The organism is Pseudomonas sp. GL_139_B, assembly GCF_057834475.1.
Map to the genome: position 1 here is coordinate 1,535,852 of NZ_CM174403.1, position 18,788 is coordinate 1,554,639.

The 18,788-nt window shown below is 58.3% G+C and carries 16 protein-coding genes, 4 tRNA genes and 2 pseudogenes; 15 read left to right on the forward strand and 7 right to left on the reverse strand.

Annotated features, from left to right (window positions below; genetic code table 11):
• Positions 1 to 17: 17 nt before the first annotated feature.
• The 4 genes from AC3ISI_RS06965 to pyrF all read left to right on the forward strand — a co-directional run bounded on the left by AC3ISI_RS06965 (position 18) and on the right by pyrF (position 3,445).
• The gene (locus tag AC3ISI_RS06965; RefSeq protein ID WP_489336111.1) at positions 18 to 677 is read left to right on the forward strand and encodes a glutathione S-transferase family protein; all 660 of its coding nucleotides are present in this window, start codon (positions 18 to 20) and stop codon (positions 675 to 677) included.
• Between the two features lie 8 nt (positions 678 to 685).
• Positions 686 to 1,492, forward strand: coding sequence for a DUF4892 domain-containing protein (locus AC3ISI_RS06970; RefSeq protein WP_489336112.1), 807 nt, complete (start codon positions 686 to 688; stop codon positions 1,490 to 1,492).
• 68 nt (positions 1,493 to 1,560) lie between these two features.
• Positions 1,561 to 2,616, forward strand: coding sequence for an AI-2E family transporter (locus AC3ISI_RS06975; RefSeq protein WP_489336113.1), 1,056 nt, complete (start codon positions 1,561 to 1,563; stop codon positions 2,614 to 2,616).
• Between the two features lie 130 nt (positions 2,617 to 2,746).
• Positions 2,747 to 3,445 carry an orotidine-5'-phosphate decarboxylase gene (gene pyrF, locus AC3ISI_RS06980; protein ID WP_027924005.1) on the forward strand — a complete coding sequence of 233 codons (699 nt, stop codon included), beginning with the start codon at positions 2,747 to 2,749 and terminating at the stop codon, positions 3,443 to 3,445.
• 70 nt (positions 3,446 to 3,515) lie between these two features.
• On the opposite strand, the gene AC3ISI_RS06985 is transcribed toward pyrF, so the two are convergent.
• Positions 3,516 to 4,520: an NADP-dependent oxidoreductase gene (locus tag AC3ISI_RS06985; RefSeq protein WP_489336115.1), complete on the reverse strand. Its 1,005-nt coding sequence runs from the start codon at positions 4,518 to 4,520 to the stop codon at positions 3,516 to 3,518.
• Between the two features lie 236 nt (positions 4,521 to 4,756).
• On the opposite strand from AC3ISI_RS06985, the gene AC3ISI_RS06990 reads away from it, so the two are divergent.
• The 4 genes and pseudogenes from AC3ISI_RS06990 to AC3ISI_RS07005 all read left to right on the forward strand — a co-directional run bounded on the left by AC3ISI_RS06990 (position 4,757) and on the right by AC3ISI_RS07005 (position 9,169).
• Positions 4,757 to 5,518 (forward strand): SDR family oxidoreductase, encoded by a 762-nt coding sequence (locus AC3ISI_RS06990; RefSeq protein WP_489336116.1) that lies wholly within the window; start codon positions 4,757 to 4,759, stop codon positions 5,516 to 5,518.
• A gap of 183 nt (positions 5,519 to 5,701) precedes the next feature.
• The gene (locus AC3ISI_RS06995; protein ID WP_489336117.1) at positions 5,702 to 7,093 is read left to right on the forward strand and encodes an aminotransferase-like domain-containing protein; all 1,392 of its coding nucleotides are present in this window, start codon (positions 5,702 to 5,704) and stop codon (positions 7,091 to 7,093) included.
• A 159-nt stretch (positions 7,094 to 7,252) separates the two neighbouring features.
• Positions 7,253 to 8,305, forward strand: a pseudogene (locus AC3ISI_RS07000) (HAMP domain-containing protein); the annotation flags it as partial.
• Entirely contained in the window at positions 8,303 to 9,169 is an 867-nt protein-coding gene (locus AC3ISI_RS07005) for a methyl-accepting chemotaxis protein (RefSeq protein WP_489337643.1), read from the forward strand. The pseudogene AC3ISI_RS07000 and the gene AC3ISI_RS07005, both read left to right, overlap by 3 nt.
• Positions 9,170 to 9,311: 142 nt before the next feature.
• Here AC3ISI_RS07005 and AC3ISI_RS07010 read toward each other — a convergent pair whose 3' ends face one another.
• The gene (locus tag AC3ISI_RS07010; protein WP_489336118.1) at positions 9,312 to 10,082 is read right to left on the reverse strand and encodes a hypothetical protein; all 771 of its coding nucleotides are present in this window, start codon (positions 10,080 to 10,082) and stop codon (positions 9,312 to 9,314) included.
• A gap of 379 nt (positions 10,083 to 10,461) precedes the next feature.
• On the opposite strand from AC3ISI_RS07010, the gene AC3ISI_RS07015 reads away from it, so the two are divergent.
• From AC3ISI_RS07015 to AC3ISI_RS07030, 4 genes are all read left to right on the forward strand, one after another.
• Positions 10,462 to 10,537 (forward strand) — tRNA-Glu (locus tag AC3ISI_RS07015).
• 2 nt (positions 10,538 to 10,539) lie between these two features.
• A tRNA-Gly gene (locus tag AC3ISI_RS07020) sits at positions 10,540 to 10,615 on the forward strand.
• 105 nt (positions 10,616 to 10,720) lie between these two features.
• A tRNA-Glu gene (locus AC3ISI_RS07025) sits at positions 10,721 to 10,796 on the forward strand.
• Between the two features lie 3 nt (positions 10,797 to 10,799).
• Positions 10,800 to 10,875, forward strand: a tRNA-Gly gene (locus AC3ISI_RS07030).
• 116 nt (positions 10,876 to 10,991) lie between these two features.
• Here AC3ISI_RS07030 and AC3ISI_RS07035 read toward each other — a convergent pair.
• The 3 genes and pseudogenes from AC3ISI_RS07035 to AC3ISI_RS07045 all read right to left on the reverse strand — a co-directional run bounded on the left by AC3ISI_RS07035 (position 10,992) and on the right by AC3ISI_RS07045 (position 13,120).
• Positions 10,992 to 11,630, reverse strand: a complete 639-nt coding sequence (locus AC3ISI_RS07035; RefSeq protein WP_489336120.1) for a LysE family translocator — start codon at positions 11,628 to 11,630, stop codon at positions 10,992 to 10,994.
• A gap of 1 nt (position 11,631) precedes the next feature.
• Positions 11,632 to 12,401, reverse strand: a pseudogene (locus tag AC3ISI_RS07040) (2OG-Fe(II) oxygenase).
• 92 nt (positions 12,402 to 12,493) lie between these two features.
• Complete coding sequence (locus AC3ISI_RS07045; RefSeq protein WP_489336121.1) at positions 12,494 to 13,120, reverse strand: alanyl-tRNA editing protein; 627 nt, start codon at positions 13,118 to 13,120, stop codon at positions 12,494 to 12,496.
• 90 nt (positions 13,121 to 13,210) lie between these two features.
• On the opposite strand from AC3ISI_RS07045, the gene AC3ISI_RS07050 reads away from it, so the two are divergent.
• Positions 13,211 to 14,209, forward strand: coding sequence for a LysR family transcriptional regulator (locus AC3ISI_RS07050; RefSeq protein ID WP_489336122.1), 999 nt, complete (start codon positions 13,211 to 13,213; stop codon positions 14,207 to 14,209).
• A gap of 58 nt (positions 14,210 to 14,267) precedes the next feature.
• On the opposite strand, the gene AC3ISI_RS07055 is transcribed toward AC3ISI_RS07050, so the two are convergent.
• Together AC3ISI_RS07055 and AC3ISI_RS07060 are read right to left on the reverse strand one after the other, a co-directional pair.
• Complete coding sequence (locus AC3ISI_RS07055; RefSeq protein WP_027924016.1) at positions 14,268 to 14,675, reverse strand: PA2817 family protein; 408 nt, start codon at positions 14,673 to 14,675, stop codon at positions 14,268 to 14,270.
• 83 nt (positions 14,676 to 14,758) lie between these two features.
• The gene (locus AC3ISI_RS07060; protein WP_489336124.1) at positions 14,759 to 17,206 is read right to left on the reverse strand and encodes an acyl-CoA dehydrogenase; all 2,448 of its coding nucleotides are present in this window, start codon (positions 17,204 to 17,206) and stop codon (positions 14,759 to 14,761) included.
• 248 nt (positions 17,207 to 17,454) lie between these two features.
• Between AC3ISI_RS07060 and AC3ISI_RS07065 the strand changes: the two genes are divergently transcribed.
• Complete coding sequence (locus tag AC3ISI_RS07065) at positions 17,455 to 18,114, forward strand: transglutaminase-like domain-containing protein (RefSeq protein WP_489336125.1); 660 nt, start codon at positions 17,455 to 17,457, stop codon at positions 18,112 to 18,114.
• 43 nt (positions 18,115 to 18,157) lie between these two features.
• Positions 18,158 to 18,781, forward strand: coding sequence for a glutathione S-transferase (locus AC3ISI_RS07070; RefSeq protein ID WP_489336126.1), 624 nt, complete (start codon positions 18,158 to 18,160; stop codon positions 18,779 to 18,781).
• Positions 18,782 to 18,788: the final 7 nt, after the last annotated feature.

Genomic DNA, 18,788 nt, shown 5'->3' on the forward strand with positions numbered 1-18,788 from the left:
TGAAATGGGAGACAACCATGATAGATCTCTACACCGCTGCGACCCCGAATGGCCACAAGGTCTCTATCGTGCTCGAGGAACTCGGCCTGCCCTACACGGTGCATGCCCTGAGTTTCGACAAAAAGGAACAGAAGTCCGCGGACTTTCTCAAGATCAATCCCAATGGCCGGATACCGGCGATTGTCGACCGCGCCAATGGCGATTTCGCCGTGTTTGAATCCGGCGCCATCCTGATTTACCTCGCTGAAATGACCGGCAAACTGATGCCCCTGGACCCGAAAGGGCGTTCGGTGGTGTTGCAATGGCTGATGTTCCAGATGGGTGGCATCGGTCCGATGCAAGGTCAGGCCAACGTGTTTTTCCGCTACTTTCCGGAAAAACTTCAGGGTGCCATCGACCGCTATCAACATGAAACCCGACGCCTCTATGAGGTGCTAGATACCCGCCTGAAAACCGAAGAGTTTCTGGCTGGCGAGTACAGCATCGCCGACATCGCCACGTATCCGTGGGTCCGTGGTCATGAGTGGTCCGGGGTCGAGGTCGACGGTTTGACTGCCTTGCAGCGCTGGATGGCAACCATGGCGGCGCGCCCTGGGGTGCAGCGCGGTTTGCTGGTGCCGGAACGCATCGACGATGCCAGCGTCGTCAAGGGTGCCCAGGCCATGCTGATCCGATGAGCCTATCCATGCGTTCACTCAGTCTGCTGGCGCTGTGTTGTTTTAGTCCTTTGTCGCTGGCTGCCGATGTCCCCGGCAGTCAGGACCTGTTGATCCTTCCGCGCATGGACGATGCGCAGATCGTCGATTATCGTCCGGGCGTAGAGCTTGAACGGATCTACCCGCTGGGGTCTATCCGCAAGATCAGCGGCCAGTTGCGCTTTGACGGTCAGGTCACGGCCCGTGGGAAAACCACGTCGGTCACCTATGAGTTGCCACCGGAACACTCCTCCACCGAAGCCTTTACGGCTGCGCGTGAAGCCTTGCAAAAGCAGGGCGCCGAGTTGTTGTTCTGGTGCCAGGCCCGCGATTGCGGCGAAAGCAGTCTGTGGGCCAACGAAGTCTTCGGCAACGCCAAGCTCTACGGTGCCGACGATCAGCAGGCGTATTTATTGCTGCGACTGGCGGCGCCGCAGGACAACTCGCTGGTGGCGCTTTACAGCATCACTCGTGGTAATCGCAAAGCCTATCTGCACGTCGAACAATTCGATGCGGCGGCGCCCTTGGGCGACTTGTTGCCGACTTCCGCTACTTTGCTGCGCCAGCTCAAAAGCACTGGTGTACTCGATTTTCAAAAATTGGGCACCGGTCCCGATGACACATGGCTACGTCTGATTTCTCGCGGTTTGAACCTGGACACCACCTTGCGAGTCAGTGTTTCCGGAGCCAAGGCTGAAGCCTGGCGCGAGGCACTGATCACCCAGGGCGTACGTGCGGCGCGAATGGAGGCTGGTAACGTCGAAGGCTCTGGCCTGCACATCGAGCTGTTGCGATAAGCTGTACAGGCGAACGTGGATTGCGCGTTCGTCTACCCTTTTTTTGACTGACTTTTTTGAGACTTTACATGCCCAATAACGATCGCCTGTTGGTGCAGATTCTGCTCCTGGTGCTGTTTGGCGCGAGCTTCTGGGTGATGGCGCCCTTCTGGTCGGCGCTGTTTTGGGGCGCGGTGCTGGCGTTTGCCAGTTGGCCGTTGATGCGCTTGTTGACCCGTTGGCTCAATGGCCGTGAATCCCTGGCGGCCGCATTGCTGACCCTCGGCTGGATGTTGCTGGTGGCGGTGCCGCTGGTATGGATGGGTTTCAACCTGGCTGACCATGTGCGTGACGCCACGGTGTTTATCAAGGATGTACAGGTTGGCGGTCTGCCTGAAGCTCCGGCGTGGCTGCACAGCATTCCCTTAGTTGGCGAACGGCTGGTGGTGATCTGGAACAGCATCGATCAGCAAGGCGCCGCAATGATGGTGTCCCTCAAACCTTATGTGGGACAGGTCGGTAACTGGCTGCTGGCGCGCAGTGCACAGATTGGCGGCGGTATTCTCGAATTGACACTGAGCATCGTGTTTGTGTTCTTTTTCTATCGCGACGGCCCACGGTTGGCGGTGTTTGTTCATGGGTTGCTGGAGCGCCTGATCGGTCAGCGTGCCGAGTATTACATCGATTTGGTGGCGGGCACGGTGCAGCGGGTGGTGAACGGTGTGATCGGTACGGCAGCGGCGCAAGCGGTGCTCGCGTTGATCGGTTTCCTGATTGCCGGGGTGCCTGGCGCGTTGGTGCTGGGCATCGGGACCTTCTTGCTCAGTCTGATTCCGATGGGGCCGCCGCTGATATGGATCCCGGCCACGGCCTGGTTGGCCTGGAAGGGTGAGTACGGAATGGCGATATTTCTGGGGATCTGGGGTACGTTCATCATCAGTGGCGTCGACAACGTGCTGAAGCCGTACCTGATCAGTCGGGGTGGAAACCTGCCGTTGGTCATTGTGCTGCTGGGGGTGTTTGGCGGGTTGATTGCGTTTGGCTTTATCGGGTTGTTTATCGGCCCGACTTTGCTGGCCGTGGCTTATAGCTTGCTGACGGACTGGAGCAAGAGTCAGGCGCGGGTGGAAGATCATCGGCCTTAAAGTGTTTGTTGCGGTTCCAAAAGACTAGTCTTGCTTGAGCGCCGATGACGAATTACCGATCATCGGGTCCCGCAGCGCCGCTGGTTCCGCTACAATGCGCGCCGATTTCGTCCTGCCTGAGAGCCCGCACATGTCCGTCTGCCAGACTCCTATCATCGTCGCCCTGGATTTCCCCACCCGTGACGCCGCACTGAAGCTGGCCGACCAGTTGGACCCGAAACTGTGCCGGGTAAAAGTCGGCAAGGAACTGTTCACCAGCTGCGCCTCGGAAATCGTCGGCACCTTGCGTGACAAGGGTTTCGAAGTGTTCCTGGACCTGAAATTCCACGACATCCCGAACACCACCGCCATGGCCGTCAAAGCCGCCGCGGAAATGGGCGTGTGGATGGTCAACGTCCATTGCTCCGGCGGTCTGCGCATGATGGCGGCCTGCCGTGAAGTGCTGGACCAGCGCACCGGGCCTAAACCGCTGCTGATCGGTGTGACCGTGCTGACCAGCATGGAACGTGAAGACCTGGCGGGTATCGGTCTGGACATCGAGCCGCAGGAACAAGTGCTGCGCCTGGCCGCACTGGCGGAAAAAGCTGGGATGGACGGTCTGGTGTGCTCGGCGCTGGAGGCCCAGGCCTTGAAGTCGGCGCACCCGTCGTTGCAACTGGTGACCCCGGGCATTCGTCCGGCGGGCAGTGCGCAAGACGATCAACGCCGCATCCTGACCCCGCGCCAGGCACTGGACGCCGGTTCCGATTATCTGGTGATTGGTCGTCCGATCAGCCAGGCGGCGGATCCAGCCAAGGCGCTCGCCGCCGTAGTGGCCGAACTCGCCTAAACACTGCTAAACCTGTGGGAGCGGGCAAGCCCGCTCCCACACTGATTTTGGGTGTATTTCGAATTTGTAGTTAAACCTTCAACACCAACTTCCCGAAATTCTCGCCGCTGAACAATTTCATCAGCGTTTCCGGGAATGTCTCCAGTCCGTCAACAATGTCTTCCTTGCTCTTGAGCTGCCCCTTGGCCATCCAGCCGGCCATTTCCTGCCCGGCGGCGGCAAACTGGGCTGCGTAGTCCATCACGACAAAACCTTCCATCCGCGCGCGGTTGACCAGCAGCGACAGGTAATTGGCCGGGCCCTTGACCGCTTCCTTGTTGTTGTACTGGCTGATTGCGCCGCAAATCACCACGCGCGCCTTCATGTTCAGTCGGCTCAGCACTGCGTCGAGGATGTCGCCGCCGACGTTATCGAAATACACATCGACCCCTTTTGGGCATTCGCGTTTAAGACCGGCGATGACGTCTTCGTTTTTGTAGTCGATGGCGCCGTCAAAACCCAATTCGTCGATCAGGAATTGACACTTGTCTGCGCCGCCGGCAATCCCGACCACGCGGCAACCTTTGATCTTGGCGATCTGCCCGGCAATGCTGCCCACCGCGCCGGCAGCGCCCGACAGCACCACGGTGTCCCCGGCTTTCGGCGCACCGACATCGAGCAGGGCGAAGTAGGCGGTCATCCCGGTCATGCCAAGGGCGGACAAGTAGCGCGGCAATGGCGCCAGTGTCGGATCAACCTTATAGAAACCTCGTGGTTCGCCGAGGAAGTAATCCTGCACGCCGAGGGCACCGTTGACGTAGTCCCCGACGGCAAAACCTGGACTATTCGAGGCGACGACTTTGCCGACACCCAATGCGCGCATCACTTCACCCAGACCCACCGGTGGAATATAGGACTTGCCCTCGTTCATCCAGCCGCGCATGGCCGGGTCCAGTGACAGGTATTCGTTTTTGACCAGAATCTGACCCGCCGCCGGCTCGCCGACCGGTACTTCCTGATAGGTAAAGGTCTCGCGGGTGGCCGCGCCCACCGGACGTTTGGCGAGCAGGAACTGGCGATTGGTCTGGGAAGTCATGACAGGCACTCAAGATGAATGAAGCCTTGTAGATAGCCCTTCATGGGCAATGCCGCAAGTTTGGCTGATGAGGCGAATGCACATCGATCCAATGCAGTGATAGTCGAGGCTAGTGTTCTATCACTCCCACTCATGGCCGCCCAACCGGCCTTCTGATAGTGCTGCCGTGCTGAAGTCCTCTATGCCTAGACTGAAAACAGGCAATCCCCCGTATTCTTCTCACCGAGGACATAACAATGAGCATGACGTTTTCCGGCCAGGTCGCTGTGGTGACTGGCGCAGCCAACGGTATTGGTCGTGCGACCGCCCAGGCGTTCGCCGCCGAAGGGCTGAAGGTAGTGGTCGCCGATCTGGACACCGCCGGCGGCGAAGGCACCGTGGCACTAATTCGTATCGCGGGTGGGGAAGCGACCTTTGTGCGTTGTAACGTCACGCTGGAACGCGATGTAAAGAATCTGATGGACGAAGTGGTGAAAACCTACGGCCGTCTGGACTATGCCTTCAACAATGCCGGCATCGAGATCGAGAAAGGCAAACTCGCCGAGGGCACGCTGGATGAGTTCGACGCAATCATGGGCGTCAACGTCAAAGGCGTCTGGCTGTGCATGAAGTATCAATTGCCTTTGTTGTTGGCCCAGGGCGGCGGTGCAATCGTCAACACTGCTTCGGTGGCGGGCCTGGGGGCTGCGCCGAAGATGAGTATTTACGCGGCGTCCAAGCATGCAGTGATCGGGCTGACCAAGTCGGCCGCCATCGAATACGCCAAGAAAAAAATTCGTGTAAACGCGGTATGCCCGGCAGTGATCGACACCGACATGTTCCGCCGTGCCTACGAAGCGGACCCCAAGAAGGGTGAGTTTGCCAACGCCATGCATCCGGTGGGGCGCATCGGCAAAGTCGAGGAAATTGCCAGCGCTGTGCTGTACCTGTGCAGCGACGGCGCAGCGTTCACCACCGGCCATTCGCTGGCAGTGGATGGTGGCGTTACCGCGTTTTGAATCAGGGGCTGCTACGTAGGAATAAACCCGTATTTTTGCGGGTTTTTTTACAGTTCCGTGACGGGGCGGAGCAATGTGTTTCAAACGGTTAGAACCGAGGGATTTAGCGGCGTTGTCGCACATCTGATCCAGCGCTCCTGTGATTAACTGTCTCCAGCAAAACGGACAGGAGTGTGCTTGCTCATGGAATTGAGAATCGATCGACAGGCGTTGGTGCCGGTCGTGCAGCAAATCGTCGACGCGTTGGCCGGCTGGCTCCGTCAGGACGGGATACTGCCGGGGGCGCGTTTGCCTTCTGCGCGGCAAATTGCACGGGTCAATTTGCTCAGTCAGTCCTGCGTCGTCGAAGCCTGTGAACGCCTGGTGGCACAAGGCTTGCTGGCGCCGCGTCAGGGCGCCGGCTTCATTGTTGCCATACCTGCGCTGGCCACCGAGGGGCGACAGGATGGCCCTTGGTTCGAAGCGGCAGAAATGACGCAGGGCGACGTCTCGGGCCAACTCAAGCTGGGCTGGGGCGGCCTACCCGAAAGCTGGCGTGAAACTGACGATTTGACCTACGCGATCCGTCAGGTGAGCCGCACCGACATGGCCGGGTTGTTCAACTACAGCACACCACTGGGTTTGCCTGCCTTGCGGGAGCAAATCCTCAAACGTCTCCAGCAACTCGACATTGAAGTGGATAAAAGAAGGATTGTGACCACGAATGGGGCTACTCACGGGCTCGATCTGATCGTGCGTACACTGCTCAAACCGGGTGATTGCGTGGTGGTGGAAAGTCCGGGGTACTCACTGTTGTTCGATCTGCTCAGGCTCAACGGCGTGACGATGATCGAGGTGCCGCGCACCCCGCGTGGGCCTGATACGCAGACGCTTGAAGCGCTGTTGGTGAAATACCGGCCCCGTGCGCTCTTCATCAATAGCCTCTACCACAACCCGACGGGCAGCAGCCTGACACCCTTGGTGGCGCAGCAGGTGCTGCAACTGACCAAAGATCATGGCGTGCAGGTAATCGAAGATGACGTCTATGCCGATTTGCACAGTGGCCCCGGCACTCGACTCGCTGCAATGGGGATAGACGACAATGTGATTTACGTCGGCAGTTACTCCAAGACCCTCAGCAGTTCATTACGCGTCGGCTTTGTCGTGGCCAGTGACGCGGTTGTTGCGCGACTGGCCGAGGTCAAGATGACCAGTAGCATGGGCGCCTCAAGGTTCTGTGAAGCGGTGCTGGCTTGTCTGTTGGCCAGAGGTGCGTATCGCAAACTGGTTCAGCGTCAGCGCCAGCGATTGAATACCGACAGAGAGGCAGCCCTGCAAGTCCTCGAAGATGCCGATTGGGAAGTTTTCGGCAAGCCGGTGGGCGGTCTGTTCATCTGGGCGCGATCCCGCAAGTCCGACTTCGCGCAGGTGCGCGCACAGGCCCGACGCTTTGGGGTGTTGCTGTCTTCAGCTACAGCATTCAGCCCTGGCGGCGAGGCCACGGACTGGCAGCGCATCAACGTGGCCTACGCCTGTGATCCTCGGGCGCGGGCATTTTTTCAGGCCACTGCGCTGAATCGACCTCAGGCGTTCTGAAAACGACGCGGGCGTAGCTTTTTGCCATTATTGCGACGCCAGAGACTTGTGCTGGCACAGGCCCGTTGCGACCCTGTGTCAACAGATTATGTCAGGAGAATACGCGCCATGATTTCGGCCGCGCAAGGACGTTTTGCCAACCTCGGTATGGCATACAAAATGGGTGTCGGGTTTGTACTGGTGTTGCTTTTGACAGCGCTGGTTGCTGCCATCGGCGTAGGGTCCCTGCAAACCATCAGTCAGCGCTTCGATGGGCTCAAACAGATGTCATCGCTCAATAGTGGTTTGCTCAAAGTGCGACTGCTTGAGCAGGAGTACGCCTTGCACGGAAGCCCGAAAACCGCCGATGCCCTGCACGAAGGCGTTGATGGCTTGATTGCTCTGGCAACGGGGCTTAAGGCGGCATCGACGGCTAACGTGCCAGTGATGAATGAGGTCGAGCAGTCGCTGGGTGCCTATCGCAAGGCGTTCGATGAGTTCGTCTCGCTGAGTCAGGCCAAGGACCTGGCGCTGGAAATGGCCAGTTGGTCGGTGTCCAGCGTGGCCAATAACCTTGATGTGCTGCAAGCCGGCCTGGCCGATGACGGCGCCTATACCTTGAAGCAATCCGAGGGCAAGGACGGAGGGCAGTTTCTCGAACAGGCCAGTCAGGTCAGCCAGGTCTCGCGGTTGATGTTGCAAGCCATGAACGAAGCACGTGTGCGTCTGGACCAGAGCCGCAAGGGCGACGACAGTGCGGGCCAGGGCAAGATCGAGCAGGCGGATCAGGCGCTGACTCAGGCCGAACGGCTGAAAACCACGGTCAAGGATGAGGGCTATCAGACGGTCCTCAATGAAGTAACCGGCCACATCGGCAGTTTTAGCGAAAAACTCACGGAGTACACCGGTCTGTTGGCTCAGGAGAAAACCGTCTACGAACAACTGCATCAGCGTGCAGCGCAAGTAGTTGAGCGGGTCGATCAAGCCTATGTCGCCGAAGACCGGTCGATGCAGGCCGAGCTGAAAAAGAACGCGTTGCTGATCCTTGGCTCCTCGGCCCTGGCGTTGCTGGTCGGGCTGGTGGCGGCGTGGGTAATTACCCGGTTGATCGTGACACCGCTGCGCAGTGTGATCCGTGTGGCGCAGCAGATCGCCGCAGGTGATTTGAGTGCGACGGTTCAAGTCACGCGGCGTGACGAGATCGGCCAATTGATGCAGGCAATGCAACAGATGGGTGCCGGGCTCAGCCGTATCGTCAGCGGCTTGCAGGCCGGTATCGAACAATTGGCGAATTCAGCGCATTCGCTGTCGGCGGTGACCGAGCAGACCAACCTGGAAGTCAGCAGCCAGAAAGAAGAAACCGAGCAGGTTGCCACGGCGATGAACCAGATGACCGCGACGGTACACGACGTGGCGCGTAACGCCGAGGAGGCCGCCCAGGCTGCCCAGACTGCAGATGGCAAGGTTGAAAGTGGCCAGCAAGTAGTACGCCAGAGCATGGCGCGCATCGAGCAATTGGCGGATTCGGCGACGTCGGCCAGTTCCAGCATCGAAAGCTTGAGTGCAGAGATCCAGAACATCGGTACGGTGCTCGGCGTGATAAAAAGTGTCGCCGAGCAGACCAACCTGCTGGCGCTCAACGCGGCTATCGAGGCCGCACGGGCTGGCGAGCAGGGCAGGGGATTTGCCGTGGTGGCCGATGAAGTCCGGGCACTGGCCAAGCGTACCCAGCAATCGACCGAAGAGATCGAACGTCTGGTCGGTGCCTTGCGCTCGGCCGCGAAATCGTCGGTGCAGCAGATTCAGAACAGCGGCGAGCTCGTAAAGCTGGCGGTCAGTGATGCGTTGCAGACTGAGAGCGCGTTGGGAAGTATTGCTGCGGCGGTATCGTTGATTCAGCAGATGAATCAGCAGATTGCCGCAGCAGCCGAGGAACAGAGTTCGGTGGCTGAGGAGATTAATCGCAGCGTTACGAGTATTCGTGCGAGCGCGGATCAGTCATCGCTGGCGATGCAGGGCAACGCAGCGTCCAGCATTGAACTGGCTCAGCTGGGCGTTGAGTTGAAGGGGATGGTGGGGCACTTCCGGCTCTTGTAGGAGCTGGCTTGCCAGCGAAAGCGGCCCGCGGATAACTCCAATCCTTGTGGGAGCGAGCAGGCTCGCTCCCACAAGGATTGCGGCGCTCAACGCCTTAACTGATCGGCATTAACCTTAGCAGGTGGCTTTTCTGTTGTGCTGATCAGTCGTAGATCACTTTCTTTTTCCAGTCGGCATCGGCGTCGACTTGCTTGAGGCCTACGTTCAACTGGTTGGCCTCATTTTCAACCGCAGCGACGTTGTCCATCACCATGGCGTTGGCGCGAGCCAGGAGTTTCTCCAGGTACTCCAGCTGCTCGGCGTAGACTTGTGGCTCTTGTTGTTTGCGCAGGTACTGCACGCCACGTTCGAACGCCAGGCGCGCCTGGCCCGGTTGGTTCTGTTGCAAGCAATGCTGGCCGAGGTTGTTGAAGAACTCGATGTGCAGCAGCACCAGGATATGTCGGACTTCGCGGATCCAGCGCTTGGCTTCGTTGGTCGGCAGGAAACCGTCCTGGGCGGCGCGGGTGATTTGGCCATGCAAGGCTTCGAGCAGGAAGCGTACATCCTTGGCCTTGGCTTCGGTCTGGATCGGTGCCGGCGGGTTGTTGACCGTGATCGATTCACCCTGATCAGCAAGCGTCTCCAGCTCGGCAATCCGCGCCTTGAGGTTGGCGCTGGTTTTCTCCAGGTTGAGCAGGCGCTGGCAGACGTTGAGTTCCAGGCGGGTCAACAGCAACTTGAGCGCCGGTGTCATCAACTGACCGGGAAAGGTCTCGGTGATTTCGCCGCAGCGGCGCAGGCGGTCGTTGAGCTCAATCTTGGTGCGGGCCTTTTCCAGCTTGTTGTTTTCCACCACATGGTTCATATAGCCAATGGCGATCAACAGAGCGATCCCTGCTACGACGAGCAGGGTGATCATGAGTGGTGTCACCGGTAAAACCTCTTATAGGGTTCGCATTCGAGAGTAGTGGCTCGGCGTCGGGGGCGCATAGGCCGCTCGATCACTTGAATCAGCTATGGCTTATCTATGTATCGGCCGTTGTCCTGCTTAGATAAATGGTGGCAAATAGGTTTCGAGTTGCCATCATTTTGACCGCATGGACTATAGCGCCTTGATGGATGTCGGAAAATAGGCGTCAAAGGCTTGGCTGAGGAAAAGCCTGAAACCTGTCTCAAAGCAGGGCGAAGTCATTGATTTAAATAAATTTATAACTGGGGGTTGACGACCCCTCAATCCATCCATAGAATGCGCGCCACTTACAGCGGAAAGCACACAGCGAAACGCGGTAGGGAGTGAATGTTGTACGTGTGTCCCCTTCGTCTAGTGGCCTAGGACACCGCCCTTTCACGGCGGTAACAGGGGTTCGAGTCCCCTAGGGGACGCCAATGCGGGAATAGCTCAGTTGGTAGAGCACGACCTTGCCAAGGTCGGGGTCGCGAGTTCGAGTCTCGTTTCCCGCTCCATTTTTAAGCGGCGTTGCTTTCGGGCGACGTTGAGTGAAACCAGAACCGATATCTTCGGATGCGGATTTGGGCACTGAAATACACACCATGTGTTTCAGTTAGCGTGTCCCCTTCGTCTAGTGGCCTAGGACACCGCCCTTTCACGGCGGTAACAGGGGTTCGAGTCCCCTAGGGGACGCCATTTGCGGGAATAGCTCAGTTGGTAGAGCACGACCTTGCCAAGGTCGGGGTCGCGAGTTCGAGTCTCGTTTCCCGCTCCATATTTAACAAAAACGCCGCTCAGCAATGAGCGGCGTTTTTGTTTGTGCGTGATTTAGTGTTCATGCCTAAAAAGGCCCGCTAGTCAGGCTGTGCGGGCCTTTTACAATTGAGGCGACTACATCGACAGGATCAAGCGCCCGGCAAACAGGATCAGAATCCCCCCCATTGTCCGTTCAAACCAATGGCCCATGCGCATGAACAGCATTCGTACCCGGGCACTGGAAAAGAACAGAGCAACGATCACAAACCACAAAGCATTCACGAAGCACATCCAGACTCCATACAACGCCTGAATCTTGAGCGGCGTCGTGGCGCTAATAATGGTGGTGAAAATCGCCAGGAAAAACAGCGTAGCCTTGGGGTTGGTTGCGTTGGTCAGAAAACCGGTGGTAAATGCCTTCAACAGCGTTTGCTCGGCGATAGGCTCGTCCGAGTTTTTATCGCTCTCAAGCGCGGACTTGGGTTTGCTGCGCAACAGGCTGACACCGAGGTACAAAATGTAGGCGCCGCCCGCGACCTTGGCCACCGTCAACAGCCAAGGCGTCGTATGCATCAGCGCGCCGACCCCGAGCAGGGTGTACAGCACGTGCACGGAAATTCCCGCGCCGATACCCAACGCCGTGCAGATGCCCACCCATCGGCCGAAACGCACGCTCTGACGAATGGTCACGGCGAAATCCGGCCCGGGTGCAACCACGGCCAGAAAGTGAATAGTTGCCAGCGCCAGAAATTCGCCCAGGTAATTCGAAAGCATCTCAACTCCAGAAGGTAAGGGGGGAAGCATTGCCGCGGTAACCGACAAAGAACGAAAGGCTCAGTCGCGGATCCGCCACGCCCGGAGTCACCGAGTGCATGCGGCGCGAATTGAACATGATGAAATCGCCTGGTTCAGGGCGAATCTCCAGGGTCGGAGGGCCTAGCAGGGCGGGGTCGATGCCGTAACTGTCACCACGCATATTGTCGAACTGATCCGGCGAAATGTCGTCGTCCCACACCTGCAGCGCACCGCCCTCGGTCGGCATGTTCAGGTAAACGTTGCAGGCGAACTGCGCTTCCAGGCTTCTGGCCTGGTAACTGTCCGGGGCGTCCTTGGCGAAAATGTCGTGGTGGGCGAGGAAGCACACCCCCGGTTTCACCACCCGTGATAGCCCGACATACATCTTGCGGCCGTAGAGGTTTTCCAGGTGCGCACCCGCCGGCCAGGATTCGTCGAGCATGCAGCGCAGGGTGTCGACCGGGGATGAATAGGGGGCGCAACGGTTACGCAACTCTGAAATGTTGCGCGTGGCGCGTTCGAAGTAGTCCTCGATCAACAGTGGCTGGTTTTCCGCTTCATAAAACGCCATGCCGATGCGGCCGATGCTTGGCGCATTGATATAACCTTCGAAGCCCGGGGCGAGGATCTTGTCGCCAATCTGAATCGCCAGCGGTTGGGGCAACAAGCCTTTGATGCGGATCGCGAGGACTTCTTCATTAGCCAGTTTTTTATGCACGTCTCATCGAGACGCTCGACGTCAAGCATCATGTCTTAGGTCCCTCTATCAGATAGTCAACAGTACCCGCGAACGCAGGTTCCCCCTGCGTCAGGCGATGATGGTGTCGACATCGCCCAAATGCTCAACCCACGTTGTAGTGGACTGACAGCGTTCCCTTCTTCAATGAAAGGGACGCGATCGTGACCGTGCCCAACTCCTTCAGGCTCCGTACATGGGTACCGCCGCAGCCGTAGGCGGGCAGTTCACCGAAACCGATTTCCCGGGCGCCTTCGCGCAACGACGTCAGACGTGGAAAATCCTGGGTAACCCACTGTTCGATGCCAAGTTGAATGGTTTGGGCGTCGACGTCTTGTGCGCAATCCAGTGCCTTGAACTGCACCCGCCCTTCGCCCGGCCAGTGATGTGCTTTGGTCGGCATCCAGCCCTTGGCCTGGACGAAGTGGCCGATCAGATGCCCGGCTGAATGCAGGCGTGTATTGAACTGGCGACGCTCCCCGTCCACCCGAATCAGGGTCATGCCGGGTGCTACCGGTTGGTCGACGAAATGAATGATCCGGTCAGGGTCCTGGATGACCCGTAGTACCTGGCTATCGCCGATCCAGCCCGTATCAAAGGGCTGTCCGCCACCCTGTGGGTGAAACAGAGTGGCGCGCAGTACCACAGCAAATTCATTCTCGTAGGGCGTGCAATCCAGGACTTCCACATTGGCTTTGAGGTCATCACTATGGAAAAAGAGGCGAAGCGTCATATTCCATGCCCTTATTAAAATTTCTATTTTTATTATATGAAGCGTGGAATTGCGTGATAATCCGTTCAATCATCAAAGGACTGTTGCGCTGTGAGCATAAATCTTCCGCTACCGCTGCTCGGTGAAATGGCGATTTTCGTCAAGGTTGTCGAGACCGGCAGCTTCTCCGAAGCGGCTCGTCAATTGGGCACTTCGCCGTCGGCAGTGAGTCGCAGTATTTCGCGTCTGGAGAAGGCCCTGGCCACGCGTCTACTGCAGCGCACCACGCGAAAACTGCGCCTGAGCGACGGTGGCGAAGAAGTGTTCAAGCGTTGTCAGGAAATGGTCAGCGCGGCCAAGTCAGTGATGGAAATCAGTGGTCAGTTCACTGACGAACCCGAGGGGCTGGTGCGTATCAGCGTCCCGAAAGCGGTAGGCCGGATCGTGATTCATCCGCATATGCCGGAATTTTTGCGCCGTTATCCCAAAGTGGACGTGGAGCTGTTGCTTGAGGACCGTCAGGTTGATTTGATCGACGACAACGTCGACCTTGCGATTCGCATCACTGACCGGCCGCCTGCGGGGTTAGTGGGACGGCAGTTGCTCACCATCGACCATTTGCTCTGCGCGACACCGCAGTATCTGGCCGAACACGGTACGCCGACTCACCCCCATGACTTGCTCAATCACAGTTGCATTTACCTGGGCGAAACCCCGAGCGATGCGCGCTGGAAATTCAAGAAGGGCAGCAAATCGGTAACCGTCGGTGTGCGCGGGCGTTATGCCGCCAATCATACCGGCGTACGTTTTGGCGCGGTGTTGCAGCACATCGGCATTGGCAGCTTGCCCTATTTCACTGCACGCCATGCCCTGGAGAAAGGGTTGATGGTGCAGGTCCTTCCGGACTGGACCTTTCTGGCGTCCTACCACGGAGGTGCCTGGTTGCTGCATTCGCCAACCCGGTACTTGCCTCCCAAGTTACGGGTGTTGATTGATTACCTGGTGGCGTGTCTTGAGAAGGAGCCGACATTGGGCAAGCCGGTCAAGTCGAATGGTCCGGTTTGGTCCTCATCGGAATATGAAATGCCGGAGAGTGACGGCTTGTTCTGAGCGCAAAAAAAGGCCCGCATGTTCAATCATGCGGGCCTTTTGTATAACTGATCCGGGATCAGTGCTTGCTGTCGTCGTTCGACATCGCCAGCAGTTGTTTTTCCTGGTTCCAGTCAAATGGTTCGTCGTTCTGTTCAGCTTCGAAGCGACGTTCTTCCAGCGCCTGATACAGATCGATTTCATCATCGGGCATGTAATGCAGGCAGTCACCGGCGAAGTACCACAGCAGGTCGCGCGGGACCAGGTGGGCAATTTGCGGGTAGCGGGTGATCACCTGGCAGAGAATGTCCTGGCCCAGGTATTGGCTTTCGATCGGATCGACCGGCAGCAACGCACGCAGTTCGTCGAAGCGCTCCAGGAACAAGGCATGGCTTTCTTCGGGAACCTGTTCGGCCTCACCCACGGCGACCAGGATGCTGCGCAAGTGGTCAAGCAAGACGAGATGGTCGGCAACGACGTTGGACACGAGATAAGTCCTCAAGAGCAAAACGGGCGCGGGAGTATAAAGCGCCCGCGCCCATTTTGCATTGGCGTACATGTCTGGCTGGATCAGCGGACCTTTCCTTGCGCCAGCGCCAACTCTTCTTTATCGAAATCATCGACATCAATCACCTTGCGCCGCGCCGCCTCGGCAGCACGCAGGGTCTGCGCTTCCACTGCCTGCAAAACGCCTGCCTCCAGCGCTGCATCGATGATGTTCTCCCCGGCAGCCGGTTTGAGCTGGCCACTTTTGAGCGCCATGTGCAATTTTTTCTGCAGGGGCTGCGCTGCATTGAGCAAATTGCAGGCGTGTTGCAAAGCCCCTACGGCGTCATCGGCCGATTGCGGTCGATAGCAACCGCCCAGCAACTCTTCGAGCGTCGGGTCTCCCTTGGCGCGGCCAATCACGGCAGCTACTTCGGCGCCGAGTGAGTCCGATGGCCCTTTGTGTCGACGGCCGAACGGGAACACGATGACCCGCAACAGGCTACCCAACACCTTGTTCGGGAAATTGCTCAGCAGTTCATCCAGTGCTCGTTCCGACTGACCAAGACTTTCCTCCATGGCCCAGGTAAACAGCGGCGCCATGTGCTCCGGTGATTCGAGATCGTGGTAACGCTTGAGGGCGGCAGAGGCGAGGTACAGGTTGCTGAGCACATCCCCCAGGCGTGCCGACAGGCGTTCGCGACGTTTCAGTTCGCCACCCAGCAACATCATGCTCAGGTCCGCCAGCAGGGCGAACGCCGCGGCCTGACGGTTGAGCGCCCGGAAGTAACCCTGGCTGAGCTTGTTGCCCGGTGTATGTTCGAAGTGCCCGAAACCCAGGTTCAGCACCAGCGTGCTGGCGGCGTTGCTCACGGCAAAACCGATGTGCTTGAGCAACAGACCATCGAACTCGGTGAGTGCCTGGTCTTTGTCTTCGCGGCCAGCGAGGGCTATTTCTTTGAGCACGAACGGATGGCAGCGAATCGCACCCTGGCCAAAGATCATCAGGTTGCGCGAGAGAATGTTCGCGCCTTCCACGGTGATGAAAATCGGCGCGCCATTCCAGCTGCGACCGAGGTAGTTGTTCGGCCCCATGATGATCGCTTTACCGCCGTGAACATCCATCGCGTGGCTGATGCACTCGCGGCCACGCTCGGTGAGGTGGTACTTGAGAATCGCCGACAGCACCGACGGTTTCTCGCCCAGATCCACGGCATTGGCAGTCAGCATGCGCGCCGCGTCCATCATCCAGGCGTTGCCGCCGATGCGCGCCATGGCTTCCTGGATCCCTTCGAACGCCGACAGGGGCACGTTGAATTGTTCGCGAACCTGAGCGTACTGACCGGTCACCAGACTGGTGAACTTGGCCGCGCCGGTGCCGACTGCCGGCAGCGAAATCGAACGCCCGACCGACAGGCAATTCATCAGCATCATCCAGCCTTTGCCGAGCATTTCCTGGCCGCCGATAAGGAAGTCGAGCGGCACGAACACGTCCTTGCCGGAGTTGGGGCCGTTCATGAACGCGGCACCCAACGGCAAGTGACGGCGGCCGATTTCAACACCGGCCGTGTCGGTTGGAATCAGAGCCAGGCTGATGCCCAGGTCTTCTTCGTCACCCAGCAGATGATCCGGGTCATAGGCCTTGAAGGCGAGGCCGAGCAAGGTGGCCACGGGGCCGAGGGTGATGTAACGCTTTTCCCAGTTCAGACGCAGGCCGAGGGTTTCCTTACCTTCCCATTCACCTTTGCAGATCACCCCTGTGTCAGGCATTGCCCCGGCGTCGGAGCCGGCCAGTGGACCGGTCAACGCAAAACAGGGGATGTCGTCGCCTCGGGCCAGGCGTGGCAGGTAATGGTTGCGTTGTTCGTCGGTGCCGTAATGCAGCAACAGTTCGGCGGGGCCGAGGGAGTTGGGGACCATCACGGTGGATGCAAGGTCGCCGCTGCGGGTGGCCAGCTTCATGGCGACCTGTGAGTGGGCATAGGCGGAAAAGCCTTTGCCGCCAAATTCTTTGGGAATGATCAGCGCGAAGAAGCCGTTTTCCTTGATATGCGTCCAGGCTTCAGCCGGCAGGTCCATGTCTTGCCCGATTTGCCAGTCGGTGACCATGGCGCAAAGCTCTTCGGTCGGGCCGTCGATGAAGGCCTGTTCCTCTTCGCTTAGTTGGGCTTTTGGATAGGACAGCAGTTTGTCCCAGTCGGGGCGACCACTGAACAGTTCGCCGTCCCACCACACGGTGCCGGCATCGATGGCGTCGCGTTCGGTTTGCGACATCGGCGGCAGGGTTTTCTGGAACCAGTTGAACAGCGGCGCACTGAAGAACTTGCGACGCAGGTCGGGCAGCAACAATGGCGCCGCAATGGCTGCGATCAACACCCAGAAGATCAGTAGCAGCCAACCGGGCGCGCGGCTGAAAGCACCCATTGCCACCACGTAAACGGCAACGATGCAAAGAGCGGGCAGGAGCGCGATGCGACGATGGGCTAACCAGGCAATCCCGACAACCAGAACCAGTATCCACAACAGCAGCATATTTAATCCTCCGTGAACCAGGGTAAATCCAACCTTCAGAGCTTAGACGGCATCCGCCAAACAGGGTGGTCAGAGCGATGTGATTGAAATCGTGGGAAACCCTGGATGAAATTTGTAGGCTCGGTTGGCAACACGTTCGGGAAATCGTTCGTTTCCTACGCGGCAATGCGCCCATGTTTGGCCGAAACGTCGTTATCTCTGTGCTGAACCTGTCGTTAGACTCGGGGCTTCCTAAGGAGATTATTCTCATGCACGAGTACTTGAGTCCCGGCCGCTTCATCGATAGTGACCATCCCTCGGTGGTGGAGTTCGCCGAACAACATCGCGGCAGCCGTCGAGATCCGGTCGAACAGGTGATCCACTTGTACTACGCGGTACGCGAGGCCGTGCGCTACAACCCCTACACGTTCAGCCGCGATCCAGAGTCCCTGCGCGGCAGTTATGCGCTGGCCACTGGGGAAAGTTATTGCGTGCCCAAAGCCACATTGCTGGCCGGCGCTGCGCGACATTGCGGCATCCCGGCGCGGATTGGTTTGGCTGATGTGCGTAATCACCTGTCGACCCCGCGTTTGCTTGAACTGCTCAAAAGCGATGTGTTCGCAATGCACGGCTATACGGAGCTCTATCTGAATGGCCGTTGGGTGAAGGCAACTCCGGCGTTCAACCAAAAACTCTGTGAACTGTTCAATGTCGCGCCGCTGGAATTCGACGGGATCAACGACAGTGTCTTTCATCCGTTCAATCGCGATGGCGCGCAGTTGATGGAATACCTGGTCGACCACGGCCAGTTCACCGATGTGCCGGAAGCGTTCTTTTTCGAACACATTCAAAAGTGCTATCCGCATCTGTTCAGCGAGCAATTGCCCGTGCTGCTAGGGGATATGCAGAGCGATTTGAGTCGCGCCTGATCCGGCGTATGCTGCCTGCCCACTTGTCGAATAAGAGGCAGTCATGCTGAAGATCTGGGGTCGGAAAAACTCGTCGAACGTCAAAAAGCCATTGTGGGCCGCAGAAGAGCTGGCGTTGGCCTACGAGGCCATTGATGCAGGCGGCGCCTTTGGTGTCGTCGACACGCCGCAATACCGGGCGATGAACCCCAATGGCCGCGTGCCGGTGATTGAAGACAATGGTTTTGTGCTGTGGGAATCCAATGCCATCGTGCGTTACCTGATGGCCCTTCATGCCAACGGTAGTGCCTGGTATCCGGTGGATATAAAAGCTCGCGCCACGGCCGAGAAGTGGATGGACTGGACCACCTCTAGTTTAGCCGGCCCATTCCGCACCGTATTTTGGGGCGTGTTGCGCACCCCGGCAGACCAGCAGGATTGGTTGGCTATCAACGCCGCTATCAAGGAGTGTGAAGATCTGCTGTCGATGGCCGATCAGGCATTGGCCGCCAAACCGTACCTGTCCGGTGACGAAATCGGCATGGGCGATATCCCGCTCGGCAGTTTTATTTATGCCTGGTTCGAGATGCCGATCGAGCGCGCTCCGCAGCCGCACCTTGAGGCCTGGTATGCCCGGTTGAAACAGCGTCCGGCGTATCAAAAAGCCGTCATGACTGCGTTGACTTAATACTCAC

Coding starts and splice junctions, on each gene's coding strand:
- AC3ISI_RS07060 (WP_489336124.1), bottom strand. CDS start 17,206: ATGCTGCTGTTGTGGATACTGGTTCTGGTTGTCGGGATTGCCTGGTTA.
- AC3ISI_RS07035 (WP_489336120.1), bottom strand. CDS start 11,630: ATGCTTTCGAATTACCTGGGCGAATTTCTGGCGCTGGCAACTATTCAC.
- AC3ISI_RS06990 (WP_489336116.1), top strand. CDS start 4,757: ATGAGCATGACGTTTTCCGGCCAGGTCGCTGTGGTGACTGGCGCAGCC.
- AC3ISI_RS07045 (WP_489336121.1), bottom strand. CDS start 13,120: ATGACGCTTCGCCTCTTTTTCCATAGTGATGACCTCAAAGCCAATGTG.
- AC3ISI_RS07065 (WP_489336125.1), top strand. CDS start 17,455: ATGCACGAGTACTTGAGTCCCGGCCGCTTCATCGATAGTGACCATCCC.
- pyrF (WP_027924005.1), top strand. CDS start 2,747: ATGTCCGTCTGCCAGACTCCTATCATCGTCGCCCTGGATTTCCCCACC.
- AC3ISI_RS06975 (WP_489336113.1), top strand. CDS start 1,561: ATGCCCAATAACGATCGCCTGTTGGTGCAGATTCTGCTCCTGGTGCTG.
- AC3ISI_RS06970 (WP_489336112.1), top strand. CDS start 686: ATGCGTTCACTCAGTCTGCTGGCGCTGTGTTGTTTTAGTCCTTTGTCG.
- AC3ISI_RS06985 (WP_489336115.1), bottom strand. CDS start 4,520: ATGACTTCCCAGACCAATCGCCAGTTCCTGCTCGCCAAACGTCCGGTG.
- AC3ISI_RS06965 (WP_489336111.1), top strand. CDS start 18: ATGATAGATCTCTACACCGCTGCGACCCCGAATGGCCACAAGGTCTCT.
- AC3ISI_RS07070 (WP_489336126.1), top strand. CDS start 18,158: ATGCTGAAGATCTGGGGTCGGAAAAACTCGTCGAACGTCAAAAAGCCA.
- AC3ISI_RS06995 (WP_489336117.1), top strand. CDS start 5,702: ATGGAATTGAGAATCGATCGACAGGCGTTGGTGCCGGTCGTGCAGCAA.
- AC3ISI_RS07005 (WP_489337643.1), top strand. CDS start 8,303: ATGGGTGCCGGGCTCAGCCGTATCGTCAGCGGCTTGCAGGCCGGTATC.